Raw genomic sequence first — 12,636 nt, forward strand, 5'->3', positions numbered from 1 at the left:
ACCGCGCACGCCGCTACGCGGCGTAGCCGTGGCGCGCTAACGCGCGCCGGGATGCCGCCCCCTCCGGGGGCGACGCGTCTTCCTCCGGCGCTCCGCGCCTACGGAAGACGCGCCTGGCTGGCTACAAGCCGGCCAGGATGGTCGCTAACTAGACGGTCACAGGCCAGCCTTGAGCAATGCTCAGGAAAACGAGCCGCCGGTCCGCCTCCAAGACACTGGCCATGCAGCGGATCCCGGCATCGGCCGACGCTCCGCGCCGACCTCGAACCGAACTGCTCTCAGTAACACAATGCTCCGTTACCGGCGCCCGCGTAAGGCGAAAATTGGTTCAACCAGTGATCATGAAAACCTGGCGATGTGTCAACCCGAGAATCGGCCCCGCCCGCGTTTCCTCCCTCGCCGGCACCCCGGCCCGCCGACCACCGCGAGCGGCAAGCCCACACCGCCGGCCATCCCACTACCCCTCCCCGCCCGAAACCGAGAAACGGACCACCCACCCACCACCCCGCGCACCACCGCGACGCAGAAACAACCAACCCCCTGACGCCGAACCGATCATCCAGCACAAGCCGGGCGGATCGCACACGCTCAGGAGCGTGCATCAACCCGCCCCGCCCAGCGTGACCCGGAAAACACCCACCACCACGACACCGCCCCACCCCCGACCACTTCGGCCAGGCCCTATCCACCAACCCGCCACGCCACTACTTGAGGCGGTTGATGCACCGCTCGACGGTGGCGGCACCCCAATGCCGCGAGTCTGACGCCACCCCAACCACCAACCCTCACCACAGGCAGGGGCCTCGCCCAGCGATTGGCCAGCCTTACGTAATCGTGTTTGATTAGTGTGCCGTTCTGGACAGAGCAACATCGGGATCGGAGACTGTGGACATGGCGTCCTCCCCGCACGAGGCATCAGCATCGGCTCTGGGGTATCTCTTCCAGGCGCAGCTTGCCCTGCTTGAATTGCTGCGCGGGCGAGAGGAACGGCCAGACGGGTCGATCAGTCTGGAGCTCCACGACGATGTGGCGTGGGAGAAGGACGGGCAGCCTGTCGAACTCCTGCAGGTTAAGCACCATATCCGCAGTGTTCGCACGCTAGGTGACAAGGACGACGACGTGTGGAGGACCATCCAGTCGTGGATGGACACCCACACCCCCGGTGATGAGTACGGTCCGATGCTGACCCTGGTCACCACCCAAAATGCCCGGCCGGGCAGCGCCATGGCAGCACTCAAAGGTCCCGTCACCTCGCCGGCTGAGGCTCTGGCCCTGCTGAACGCGGCAGCACGGGAGTCAACAAACAAGGACACGAGAGCCGCCCGACGGGCGTTTTTAGGGATTCCGGCGACCCAGCGGGCCGTCTTCGTGAAACGGATGAGAGTCATCGACGGTGCCTCGTCCATCGACGATCTCGACGAGCAGGTCCGGATCAAGCTCAGGGCCGCGCTCCCGGACGGGCACGCTGACTCGTTCATGCGGCAGCTTTGGGCTTGGTGGTACGAGCAGACCGTGGACATGCTGCAGAAGAGGCACACCAGTGTTTCTGTCACCCGGCTCATGCAGCGCATCAGCCGTATCCGGGACGACTACACCTCTGACCGGCTACCTACGCTGGTCGAGCGTGAGGACTTCTCTGCGGAGGCTGAAACTGAGCTGGCGGACTCCTGTTTCGTCCATCAGTTGCGATGGGTCGGTGCCCATCGGCAGCTGAACAAGGCGATGGTGGACTACTACCGTGCCTACACCCAAACCGTGGCATGGATCGAGGACGACTTGGTCGATCTCGACGATCTGGCACGGTTCGAGGGAAACCTGGCCGATGAATGGCAGCGGGAGTTCGACTGGATGCTGGACGAGCTGGGGGATGGTGCCACCGACCGGGAGCAGGAGCAGGCGGGCAAAGCTCTTCTTCGCAAGACCCTGGACCAGACACGCTATCGGATCCGTGAGGCATACGACGAAGCGTTCTTCTCCCGGGGCAAGCACCATGAGCTAGCCGACCGCGGCCGAGTCGGTTGGCATCCCGATTTCGAGGCGCGGGTAAAGAGCCTGATCAGAGCCGCACATGGCTAGTTGGACGCAGCGGCCCCAGGCCAGCGCCGCTTTCCTCAACCCAGCGCTCGTGGCTGTGGTCGAAGCCACCGCAGCACGGGACTTCGAACGCGAGTCCTCCGGCAGGCTCATGCCCTGGCCCATGGCTTTCCTGGTGGCTCCGATGGTTCTGCACAGACCCACACGACAGGCGCTACCCAGCTCGACACGGACTCACCTGCCGAACTGGATAGCCGACCATCCCGCACTCGTCGCCGGCATCGCCGCCCGTAGCGCCTCGCTGATCCCCGCCGTACGTGAAGGCCTGCGCTTCGGCCTTCGCCACCAGATGCTCGCCGTGGAGCAGGGCCACCTCAAAGGTACCGTGGCGAACTCCCGGAGCAGTGGCGAGCTGGCGCAGTTGATCAAGGCGGCTTCTCTCATTGGCCGTTGGACTGCACGCTCCGACAACCCTTCCACCGTATTTTCGCTGTTGGGCGTGAGACCCTAAGCGGGTGCAGATCCGGTCGGTCATCCTCTACAGCAAGAGCGGCGAGAAGCGCGTCCTGGACTTCCGGCTTGGCGAGCTCAACATCGTCACTGGAACTTCGCAGACGGGCAAGAGTGCGCTGCTCGACATCGTCGATTTCTGCCTCGGCAGAGACGAAGCGACGCTCCCGATCAGCCCGATCTTTAACACAGTCGCCTGGTATGCCGTCATCTTGCAGCTGCCCGGCACCCGCATTCTCGCGGCGCGTCCCGCTCCCGCGCCCGGCGCGCGGTCTGTCTCCACCGCTATGCTCGAGGTCGGGGCAGACCTCGGTATCCCCGGATTGTCCGATATGCGCACCAACATCGACTCGACACAGCTACGCCAGCAGCTCGGCCGTCGGATCGGCATCGGTGATGCACGCAGTGAGCCGCCCGCTGGAAGCCTGGCATCCCCGCTCAGCGCCAACCTCGGTCATGCCGTCCTGCTCTGCCTTCAAAACCAGGACGAAGTTGCCTCCAAGCGCGTCCTGTTCCACAGACAAAACGAGCGCGGCATCCTTGAAAGCCTCAAGGCCACTCTCCCCTACTTCCTTGGCGCGGTCCCTGAGGACCAGGCATCTCTTCAACAGCAGCTCACCCAAGCCAAAAGAGCCCTGCGCAGAGCCGAGAACGATCTCAAAGCCCTGCAAGAGACCGCCGAAGGGTCGGACTCCCGCCTGCAGTCCCTTCTCAGCGAAGCCCGCGTCCACGGGTTGATCACGGAGGACGGCATTGACACCTCCAACAGGACCGCGGTCATCGAGGCTCTCCAGCAGGCCTCCTCCTTCCAACCCACCAGACCTGACGGTGACGAGGAGCAACGCCGCCAGGAGCTGATCCTCAGCCAGGAAGCAACTACCCTGCGCCGGCAACTGCGCTCTCTCTCGGAAGAGCGCCAGCTCCTCAGCGACCTGGAGGCCCAGGCCACCGGCTACAGAGGCGCTGTCACCCGCGGCATCTCCCGCTTGTCAGCGCTCAGCCTCGTACCCGACACCGCGTCGCCCCATAACAGCTGCCCCCTGTGCGGGAACGAGTTGGCCGAGCCCGATCCGACGGTCGCCGCCATGCACAGCACCCTCACCGATCTTCAAGGCCAGCTCGACAGTGTGCAGGCGGTACAACCACGCCGCGAGCAGGCTCTCCGCGACGTCGAGGAACGCGCCGCAGAGCTGCGCGAACAACTCCGCGGAATCGAAGGAGCCCTCAGTGTCATCGCTGAGGAACGTACCCGGGAGGCAGGACTGCTGGGGCAGGCGGAAGCCCAGGCCTTCACTCGCGGTCGAATCAGCGCTTACCTGGGCCAGATCAGCACCACGGCCGACAGCAGTGCCGTTCAACACCTCGAATCTGATATCGCCGTCTACCGGCAGCTCGTCCGCGACCACGAAGAACAACTCGACGCCGAAGCCATCGAGGAAAAGCTAACCCACAGTATCGGCTATCTCAGCGGCAAGATGACCGATCACGCCCGCGCCCTCAAACTCGAGCATGGGGACGGCCTGGTCCGCCTGAACCCAAAAAAGCTCACCGTCGTCACCGACACTCCAGCCGGGATCACCGAACTCCTGCGCATCGGCAGCGCGAAGAACCACGTCGGCTACCACCTTGCCGCGCACCTGGCCCTCCATCAGTACTTCGCCGCGAACCATCGCCCCGTCCCGCGCTTCCTCATGCTCGACCAGCCGACCCAGCCCTACTACCCCTCCGACATGGCGAAGCGAGGCGGTCGCCTCGAAGACCTGGCCGACGACGAGGACCGCGTGGCCGTGACCCGCCTCTTCCGGCTCATGCATCAAGTCGTCGCCGAGCTCTCCCCCGAGTTCCAGATGATCGTCAGCGACCACGCTGACCTCCCCCACGACTGGTACCAAGCAGCCGTTCGCTACAACTGGCGCAACGGAGAAAAACTCATCCCCACCAGCTGGCTTCCCGAGGAGGACAACAACACTCCATAGGCCAGCACCTACTAATGGCCAGCGAAACTGCGCACCAGCACCAAGCTGCACCACTGGCCGAACTACCCGAGCAATGTCCTGGCAGGGCTGCCCCTAACTGCGCAGGATAACTGACTCAACAACGCGCTCTACAGGGCCGATCAGCCTGAACAGTCACAGCTCATAGACATACCGCCTGCTCGGATCTACTGAGCGCCGACACGAGGGCCCTCGGCGCCTTCGACAAGTGCCTGGCCGCGCTGCGGCAGTACACCGCCCGCTTCGGCCACTCCCGAGTACCTCTCCAACATGTCGAAGGCGGCCATCAGCTGGTGGTCTGGGTCTCCAACGTCAAAGTCCTCGACGCGAAGCTGACCGACGGTCAGCGCGCCGCGCTCGCCAAGGCCGAGCTGGAGTTGCCGTGAGCCATCGATGGGATCGAGGGCTCGGTCTGCCCGGGAGACACCTCGTCGAGCCCGGCGAGGTAGCGGGCACGCTGCGCGGCGCCGGCGGTGTAGCCCTTGGCGCCGCCCTTGAACGCGATGACCTCCAGGGCCGGCACGACGTCGTAGCCCAGCGGCGCGAGCCCGTGGTGCTGCCAGTCGATGACGCCCGCCGGGAACGTGTTGGGCAGTCCGTAGTCGAAGTGCGCCCACACCAGCGGCACGTCCTCAAGCCGCCGCAGCGCGCGGCCCGTCAGGTCCCGCACGCGCGGGGTCTTAAGGTCGGGGTTTTCCGTGAACACGTGGCCGGTGAACCCGGCCGTGTCGAACCACGCGCGCAGTGCGTCGGGCGGCGCCGCCTGCGGATGGGCGGCCTGGGCCGCAAGGAGCCGACCCGCGACCGCCACCGCCTCCTCGACCACCGCCCCGGGAAGTTGCTCCTTGCGGCCGCCGGTCGCGGCCAGCGCCGCGTCGTGCAACGAGGCGGCGCCCAGCGACTCCTCCACGAAGTACGCCCGCCCCTCACCGTCGATTCCGGCGTCGGCGACGTGCGGCACCGGGTAGCCGAGCTGCTCAAGACGCTGCTGGAAGTCGGCCTCCACGCGCAGCTCGGCGCCGCCGGTGCGCTTGAACCGGCGCCCGTCGGGCGAGCGCCACACCGCGCCGCCGACAGCAGCGGTCCGGTCCTTCACAAACTCCCAGGGCTCCTCCACGAGAGTCCCCTCCGTTCCTGACACACGATGATTCGGGCGCGTACCGTGCGGGGCCCCGACCCGGCTCTAGGAAACGACGCGCCGTGCGGCGGCCAGGTGGGGCCGGACGCTGTCGATGAACGCGACCCCCTCGAACCACACCCGGTTGCGCCTGCCGTACTCCCAGATCACCAGCCAGTCGGCCAGCGCATACAGCTCGAGCCGCTCGGCCGCACCGGCACGCAGCCCGCCTCGAGCGCCGACGTACTCGCTCAGGAACGCCCGACGTTCTTCCTCGGTCTCCACAATGCGAAGCATCCGGACCAGGTCCTCGTCCGGATCGGCGATATAGGCCTCGAACAGGTCGAACACGCCCGACGGCTCCCAGGAGTCGCCGTTCTTGGTGAAGTTGAGGTTGCCGGGCTTGAAGTCGTGGTGGACCAGCACCGGCCGGAAGGGTTCGCGCAGCGCCGCACGGTTTTGCTCCAGGACGCCGTCGATGAACCGCTCGTCCTCCACCGTCAGCGCGCCCACGGCGCGGCACTGGCCGCGGACCGCCTCCAGACGCGCCAGCCACCACGCCTCGGGGTCCTTCACCGGCACAAAGTCATCGATCGTGTCGTCGTAGGCGCCGGGCGTCGCCCAGCCCGCCTCGTGCAGCATTGCCAGCGCCCTCCCGCAGGAACCAGCCAGCCCCACACGCTGCTTCTCGCCTGCGGCCGACCACAGATCCTGGCCGGACCTGCCGGGCAGCATCGGCATGACCGCGTAGCTCCAGCCGAACACCGCGGTGTCCTCGCTGACCCGGTAGGGCCACGGCGCCGGCAGCGACGAGCGCTCATGGATCAGGGACGCGACCCGCCGCTCCTTGGCCAGTTGCGCCGGGCCGTGGGGACGGCCGCGCAGCACAAACCGGCCCCGGGTGGTTTCCAGCATCAGGTTCTGACCGAACAGGCCGCCCGCAAGGGGGCACGCGTCGGTGACCCGGCCGAGATCGAACCGCTCGGCAACCGCCTGCAGTTGCGCGGGCTCGATCACACCGAGCCGCTCGGAGTACTTCACCGATTCCAAAGGACTCACCCGCGGAGGCTAGATTCCGACGTCCGCGAACGCGAACCGGTTTTCCGCATCACCACCAGTACGGGGCACGGCCATGCCGTCTGCCGGTGCCGGTCTTGCGACGGCATCTGCACGGCCGCCGACAACTGCGGCCCTATTCGGTGACCGCCGTGTGGACGAAGCGGCGCAGATGGCCGCGCACGGTCTCGGGCTGCTCCAGCCAGGGCTCATGCCCGGCGTCCTCGATCCGGGTCAGCGGCACCCGCCAGCGGGCCGCGAGCTCCTCCAGGCAGGCGATCGGCCGCGGGTCGCAGACACCGCTGAGGATCTCGGTCTTGGCCGGCAGACAGGCGCGGATCTCGTCGAGGTGATCGTCCAGCAGGTCGGCGTGGCCTTCTTTGCCGAGTTCGGCGTTCATGGGCCGGTTGGCGCGGCGCGTCGCGGCGCTCTGGGCGGCCCATTCCCAGCCGCGTTCGAGGTCGGCGTGGTCGGTGAACCATGACAGCGTGAGGAGCTCGGTCTCCTGCTCCTCGGTGCGTTCCGGCAGCTTTTGCAGGGTGCGGAGGCGCTCCTGCTGGACCGCGGTCATGCGGCGGTCGCGCTCGGCCTGGTAGCCGGCGCGCCAGTCGCCGACGTTCGGGCCGCACAGCAGCAGCAGCGCGGCGACCCGGTCGGGGTGGGCCAGCACGAAGCGGCTGGCCAGACTGGCGCCATAGGAGTGGCCGATCAGCACGGCCCGCTCGGCGCCCCACTGGTCCAGCAGCTCGACCAGGTCGGCGATGTGCAGGGCGAAGGTGTGCCGGCCCTCCCAGGGAGAGCCCCCGGTGCCCCTTTGGTCGTAGCGGTAGACCGGCGCCAGGCCTTCCACGAGCGGGGCGACGTCGCGCAGCCCGTCCGCCAAGCCCGGGCCGCCGTGCAGCAGCACCACCGGCGGTGCCTCGACGGTCCCCTCCAGCCGGGTCCAGGAAATCGTCGCCCCGTCGGTCATCGGAGCGCGGCCGGATGTCGTCGTCGAAGTCACCGCCGGAACCTACCCGGCCATCTGACGAGCCGCCACGCCCTTTCCACCCGGCCCGAGGTAGATGGCCATGGCCCCATGGGGATCCCGAACATCGAGGAGGTCCAGAACCACGGCCGGATCGTGCATCGGCGATCACCCGGCGCCGACCCCAGAGGCAGTAGTCACCCGCAGTTCAAGCGGCTTCTCCCCCACGGCCGGACGCTCACGACAGGGCACCCGTGATCCGCTGGGCGGTGCGGACGACGTCGGCCTCCTCGGGTGTCCCCAGCGCCCACGAGAGGTTGCGGCACGTCTGGTAGAGCCGGTAGGCGTCCCGCAGCGGCGCAGGCGCCAGGCGGTCCAGCTCGGCCCGGACGGACGGGAGTGCATGGCGGACCGAACGCCCCCACAGCTCCAGGTCCCACTCCAGCGTCACCAGGTCCAGGGCGGCGCCGCCGGCGGTGACGCCCTCCCAGTCGACGACACCCAGCAGCCGCCCGTCTTGGACGAGGACGTTGCCGGGGCTGAAGTCGCCGTGGATCAGGTCGTCGAAGGCGCGCGGCTCGGCAGGCAGAGTCTCGAAGGCGGCGCGGGCGCGGGCAAGGACGGACGCGGCATACCGGTGCCGCGTCAACACCGGCGGCTCCACCTTGCGGCCACCTGTGTGCAGGTCGTCGGCGAAGGAGCGGAGCCAGCCGGTGGCGCGCTCGGTGGCCGCGCCGCGGCCTGCGCGGGAGAGGTCGAGCATGGTGTGCAGCGCGGCTTCGGTGATCTGCGACGGATGCTCCCCGTCGAGGAACTCCTCGCGGGCCAGGACGAGTCCGCCAAACTCCTCCACGGCCAGGATCCGCGGAAGGGGCCAGCCCAGTTCGCGCAGCCGCCGCGCGCGATCCGCGGCGCCCTGCAGCTCGGCGAGCGACCGCTGCTGGACGGGGTACCACTTCAGGACGCTGAAGGCCCCCTCGCGGTCGCGCAGTCGCAGCACATTGGTGCCGCCCTGCTCGAAGGTGACGACCTCGACGATCTGCGGCGTGATTTCGTCGAGGTAGCGCTGCACGACGGAGTGCGGGTGCGTCGGCCGGGCATCCGTACAGGCCTGGGCCGCGACGGGGGTGCGGGGCGCGGCCGGCGAGGGGCGGCCGTCCTGATCGCGTCGGACAAACGGCGGCTCGATCCGATCCTCAGTCAGGGCACGGTAGGCGGTGGGGCGTCGGAAGGCGTTGCCCCAGGTCTCGCGGCGGCGGTAGTCGCGCAGCGCGGCCAGGTCCAGCTCCGCCACGACGATGCCCGGCTGCTCCCCGGCCTCGACCAGGCGCATGTCGCGGGAGCCGGCGTCGCCGAAGGCCATGCCGTCGAAGACGACCGAATGCCCGAAGCCGGGACCGGGGTAGTTGGCCATCGCCACGGCCGTCATGTTCTCGAACGCCCGGGCGCGCAGCTGGGCGAGCCGGTTGATCTCCATGTCGCAGGCGTTCGGCACCAGGATCAGCTCGGCGCCGCCGAGCATCAGCGCCCGGGCGCTTTCGGGGAACTCGCGGTCGTAGCAGATCATCGCCCCCACCCGGACCTCGCCCACGGCTGTGTCGAGCGTGGCCGTCCCGAACTCCTCGCCGGGCGTCAGCAGCGCCTCAGGCAGGCCGAAGGCGCAGGTGTGGACCTTGGCCTGATGGAGCACGATCCGGCCGCGGCGATCGATCAGCGCGAGCGTGTTGCGCGGCGGGCCGTCCCAGGCCTCCAGGTAGGTCAGGGCGATCGCCATCTCCAGCTGTTCGGCCAGCGCGCAGAAGTGCTGGACGAACGGCGAGTCCTGGCCGACCGGCTGACCGCGCCAGACCTGTTCGGGCCCGGGCACCGGCGGCAGCCGGTCGACGCCCTCCCACCGCTGCGGGTGGCGGAACAGATCCTCGTGCAGGCCGTCGGGAACGGCGGACGCGTAGCCGTTGCTCCACAGCTCGGGGAAGAGCGCGAGGTCGGCGCCGAGCGCGCGGGCCCGGCGGCAGGCATCCTCGCCGGCGGCGAGGTTGGCCTCCAGATCGGCCTGTGCCGGGGCCAGTTGCAACAGGGCCAGGGACAGCGGGCGCACGAAAAACTCCTTCACAAGGTGGCTTGCGCAGAACGGGATCGCGTCAGCTCAGCCGGTGAAGGAGGTCCGCGGGGCCAAAGGGAAGGGCGTCAAAGCATGCGATCACGCTACCCGCAACCACGCCGCCCGCACCAGGGCCTTGAGCGAGCCCAGGTAGTCGCCGACAGGGGTTATCCGCAGCATGCGCGGCGGCCTGCTCTGGCAGCGTCCGCATGTCGGCATCCCGCCCGCGCGACTATGCCGTGGTATCGGGTGGGTCGCCTCGGATCTTGGCTAGGTTGATCCGATGACCGAGACCCTGCCGCCCGGCCACATCCCCATGGGGGACGACGACGAGATCGACGCCCGCCGCGAGGCCGCGGACGCCGACGTGCGCTTGACCCGCTCGGCGCGCCGTTCCCCGGCGTTCCCGGACGCGCGGCGGATCACCGTGGCAAGCAGGCGAAGGCGCCGCCCAGTTGTCGCCATCGCGGTGGGCCTTCTCCTCACGGCGACCGCGTGCGCCAACCACGGCGTCGACGCAACCCTCGCCGTGCCCGGGTTGGTCGGCACCTGGACCGACTCCGACGGCGGACGCATCGTGTTCCGCAAGGACCGCACCTTCACCGCCGGCAACCTCAAACTGGCGCAACGGTCCCCGGGGATGGAGACCTGCACGAACCAGGAGCAGGACGGACAGTGGCAGTTCTTCCTGGAGAGCGCCGACGGAGAGTACGCATATGGCGATCCGTCCGCCGCCGAGGGAATCTCCGTGGGGATCACCTTTGGCGACGCACGTTCAGTGGGCGCATGCTCGATCAACCTCGACGTACGCAAACGCGACGGTCGAACCGAACTGTGCAGCTCGGCCTTCGGTGACACCTGCTCGCTGAACCAGTACTTCAACAAGAGCGGACCGTGACGCGGCCGATCCCGGGCGCCCCCCACAGGGCAGACGCCGCCGCTCCGGCCGCCGCCCGGCATACACACTCACCTATCCCGCGAGTGGCGACGTTGCTAGCGTGCCGCGGTGATGGCAGACGAGGCGCAGCGGCTGCCTGCAGGCCTCCGCCCGGCTGTCCTCGAGCGGCTGCCCGCCGCCGACCTCGCGCAGGCGTGTCTGATCGGCGAGGGGATCGCCACCCGGGCCTACCAGATCAACGACCCCTCCGGACCGTGGGTCGCGCGCGTCGCCCGCGACTTCCCCCACCCCTGGCGGCGGCGCGGCGGGCGCTCCTGGGAGGTGCCGCTCCTGCACGCGCTGGCCGCCCGCGGACTGCCGGTGCCGCGCGATCCGTTCGCCATCGCCGGCGCCGGCGGACTGCCGGTCGCGATCGTGGAGCGCCGGGTGGCCGGCCGGCCGCCGGCATCACCTCCACACGGCGAGCAGCACAACCGGCTGGCCCGGCAGCTCGCCGAGTTCCTCACCGGCCTCCACCATCTCCCGGTCCGCGACGCCCGATCCCATGCAATGACCAGTGCACCGGTCGCGGCGGACGCCCGGCAGCACCTCGCGACCGTCTGGGACCTGCTCACCGAACCGGCGCGCGGCTGGCTCGATGAGGAGATCAGCAGCCTCGAAGGCCAGGAGGTGCCGCAGGCGGTCGTCCATCGCGACGTCAGGGCCGAGCACCTGTACCTCGACGCCCGCGGCGATCTGGTCGGTGTGATCGACTTCGGGGACGCCACCCTTGATGACCCCGCCCTGGACTTCGCCAAGATCGCCGGGGACTTCGGGCAGTCCTTCCTCGACCTCCTCCTGAGCCACTACCGCGGGCCCGCCGGCCCGGGTGTGCGCGCCCGGGCACGGCGGTATCGCCGCCTCGAGCTGCTGTGGGAAGCAGCCGACGACGCCTGGGGCGAGGGTCCGACGGTTATCCGCCGCCTTGAGTCCCTCGCCGCGGCAGCAGCACCAACCGGGGATGCCGGCGACGCGGTGTAGACGCCGCCCTCAGATGACGGGGCATCTCCGGGTCAGCCCCCTGGCCCGCAGCCCGGGTCGCGATAATGGAGCTTCCGCCCGCATTCCGTCGACGCCCAGCACCACCGGGAGCACCACATGAGCGGCCCGCGCCTTCGTCTGCATCCGCATCAGCCGGCCGCTGTCGATGCGATCGTGCGCGGCCTGGAACTCCCCGCCGACGGCCGAGTGCCGGAGGAGGGCGTGCGGGGGCAGTTGGTCTCGGCCACCGGCACCGGCAAGACCATCACCGCAGCGGTCGCCGCCCACCGCCTGGTCCCCCGCGGCATGGTCGCCATCATCGTCCCCACCCTGGACCTGATCGCCCAAACCGTCACGCAGTAGCGCACCAAGAATTAACTAACGACGTATATTCGCGCGCAGTTTGGCATACGGAAGGATAGCGTCTCCGAACACGCGCGAGTCTACCCTCAAAGCATTCCACGGATAGACCGAATTTGGAATGCGTACGGGGAAGCACATAAGGTCGCGATCTTCCATGAATGCGAGAACGTAGCACTTGACTCTCCGCCCCGCGCCAGCCTCGCTTTCGGCGGTAGCGATGAACAAACCATTTGCTTCGGCAGCTTTCTGCAAAATATCGACGATGTTCCCATGTTTCGGGAAATGCTTGACTAGATACCTCTGAGCGTAGGACCACGGCACCTTTCGCACGTCGGACGAATATCGACGCAATTTCTCGACGTCGGGCATGCGCGGACGCCTGACTGCTATTCGAACGCCTACGGCAGTCGCGGTCGCCAGGCCGGCCGCCAGAGCCCGATCGCCCGCCATGTAAGCACCTGCAATCGCGGACGCGGACGTCGCGATGACGGCCGCGAACTGCCATCGGACCTTCAAAAGAATCCTCTCAACCAGGTGCTTGTAGCGGCGCAGTGTCGCGCCCGAGTCGTTCACCCG

12 protein-coding genes are annotated in these 12,636 nt (G+C 68.3%); 7 read left to right on the forward strand and 5 right to left on the reverse strand.

The window, feature by feature from the left end:
- The first annotated feature begins 891 nt into the window (after nucleotides 1-891).
- The 4 genes from BIV57_RS00090 to BIV57_RS26670 all read left to right on the forward strand — a co-directional run bounded on the left by BIV57_RS00090 (nucleotide 892) and on the right by BIV57_RS26670 (nucleotide 4,924).
- Complete coding sequence (locus BIV57_RS00090) at nucleotides 892-2,076, forward strand: ABC-three component system protein (RefSeq protein WP_071654701.1); 1,185 nt, start codon at nucleotides 892-894, stop codon at nucleotides 2,074-2,076.
- Entirely contained in the window at nucleotides 2,069-2,545 is a 477-nt protein-coding gene (locus BIV57_RS00095; protein WP_071654487.1) for a three component ABC system middle component, read from the forward strand. Before BIV57_RS00090 ends, BIV57_RS00095 begins: the two co-directional genes overlap by 8 nt.
- A gap of 4 nt (nucleotides 2,546-2,549) precedes the next feature.
- Entirely contained in the window at nucleotides 2,550-4,520 is a 1,971-nt protein-coding gene (locus tag BIV57_RS25670; RefSeq protein ID WP_071654488.1) for a DUF3732 domain-containing protein, read from the forward strand.
- 239 nt (nucleotides 4,521-4,759) lie between these two features.
- The gene (locus tag BIV57_RS26670; RefSeq protein ID WP_419185675.1) at nucleotides 4,760-4,924 is read left to right on the forward strand and encodes a helicase associated domain-containing protein; all 165 of its coding nucleotides are present in this window, start codon (nucleotides 4,760-4,762) and stop codon (nucleotides 4,922-4,924) included.
- Here BIV57_RS26670 and BIV57_RS00110 read toward each other — a convergent pair.
- The 4 genes from BIV57_RS00110 to BIV57_RS00125 all read right to left on the reverse strand — a co-directional run bounded on the left by BIV57_RS00110 (nucleotide 4,882) and on the right by BIV57_RS00125 (nucleotide 9,776).
- Nucleotides 4,882-5,634 carry a phosphotransferase gene (locus BIV57_RS00110; RefSeq protein WP_175548606.1) on the reverse strand — a complete coding sequence of 251 codons (753 nt, stop codon included), beginning with the start codon at nucleotides 5,632-5,634 and terminating at the stop codon, nucleotides 4,882-4,884. The genes BIV57_RS26670 and BIV57_RS00110 overlap by 43 nt on opposite strands.
- An 87-nt stretch (nucleotides 5,635-5,721) precedes the next feature.
- On the reverse strand, nucleotides 5,722-6,714 hold the full coding sequence (locus tag BIV57_RS00115) for a phosphotransferase family protein (protein WP_139275322.1): 993 nt from the start codon (nucleotides 6,712-6,714) through the stop codon (nucleotides 5,722-5,724).
- Between the two features lie 133 nt (nucleotides 6,715-6,847).
- A complete protein-coding gene (locus BIV57_RS00120) occupies nucleotides 6,848-7,714 on the reverse strand; it encodes an alpha/beta fold hydrolase (RefSeq protein ID WP_245797357.1) in 867 nt (288 codons plus the stop codon).
- A 202-nt stretch (nucleotides 7,715-7,916) separates the two neighbouring features.
- Entirely contained in the window at nucleotides 7,917-9,776 is a 1,860-nt protein-coding gene (locus tag BIV57_RS00125; RefSeq protein ID WP_071654492.1) for a nitrilase-related carbon-nitrogen hydrolase, read from the reverse strand.
- A 286-nt stretch (nucleotides 9,777-10,062) separates the two neighbouring features.
- Here BIV57_RS00125 and BIV57_RS00130 point away from each other — a divergent pair, with 286 nt between their 5' ends.
- The 3 genes from BIV57_RS00130 (at nucleotide 10,063) to BIV57_RS00140 (ending at nucleotide 12,060) form a co-directional block, all read left to right on the forward strand.
- Complete coding sequence (locus BIV57_RS00130) at nucleotides 10,063-10,677, forward strand: hypothetical protein (RefSeq protein ID WP_071654493.1); 615 nt, start codon at nucleotides 10,063-10,065, stop codon at nucleotides 10,675-10,677.
- A gap of 111 nt (nucleotides 10,678-10,788) precedes the next feature.
- Complete coding sequence (locus BIV57_RS00135) at nucleotides 10,789-11,697, forward strand: aminoglycoside phosphotransferase family protein (protein WP_071654494.1); 909 nt, start codon at nucleotides 10,789-10,791, stop codon at nucleotides 11,695-11,697.
- A gap of 117 nt (nucleotides 11,698-11,814) precedes the next feature.
- Nucleotides 11,815-12,060 carry a DEAD/DEAH box helicase family protein gene (locus BIV57_RS00140; RefSeq protein ID WP_071654495.1) on the forward strand — a complete coding sequence of 82 codons (246 nt, stop codon included), beginning with the start codon at nucleotides 11,815-11,817 and terminating at the stop codon, nucleotides 12,058-12,060.
- Between the two features lie 15 nt (nucleotides 12,061-12,075).
- Here BIV57_RS00140 and BIV57_RS24395 read toward each other — a convergent pair whose 3' ends face one another.
- Nucleotides 12,076-12,633, reverse strand: coding sequence for a hypothetical protein (locus BIV57_RS24395; protein WP_139275324.1), 558 nt, complete (start codon nucleotides 12,631-12,633; stop codon nucleotides 12,076-12,078).
- Nucleotides 12,634-12,636: the final 3 nt, after the last annotated feature.

This window comes from Mangrovactinospora gilvigrisea (genome assembly GCF_001879105.1).
Taxonomy (GTDB): Bacteria; Actinomycetota; Actinomycetes; order Streptomycetales; family Streptomycetaceae; genus Mangrovactinospora; species Mangrovactinospora gilvigrisea.

Coding starts and splice junctions, on each gene's coding strand:
- BIV57_RS00095 (WP_071654487.1), top strand. CDS start 2,069: ATGGCTAGTTGGACGCAGCGGCCCCAGGCCAGCGCCGCTTTCCTCAAC.
- BIV57_RS00135 (WP_071654494.1), top strand. CDS start 10,789: ATGGCAGACGAGGCGCAGCGGCTGCCTGCAGGCCTCCGCCCGGCTGTC.
- BIV57_RS00130 (WP_071654493.1), top strand. CDS start 10,063: ATGACCGAGACCCTGCCGCCCGGCCACATCCCCATGGGGGACGACGAC.
- BIV57_RS00140 (WP_071654495.1), top strand. CDS start 11,815: ATGAGCGGCCCGCGCCTTCGTCTGCATCCGCATCAGCCGGCCGCTGTC.
- BIV57_RS00090 (WP_071654701.1), top strand. CDS start 892: ATGGCGTCCTCCCCGCACGAGGCATCAGCATCGGCTCTGGGGTATCTC.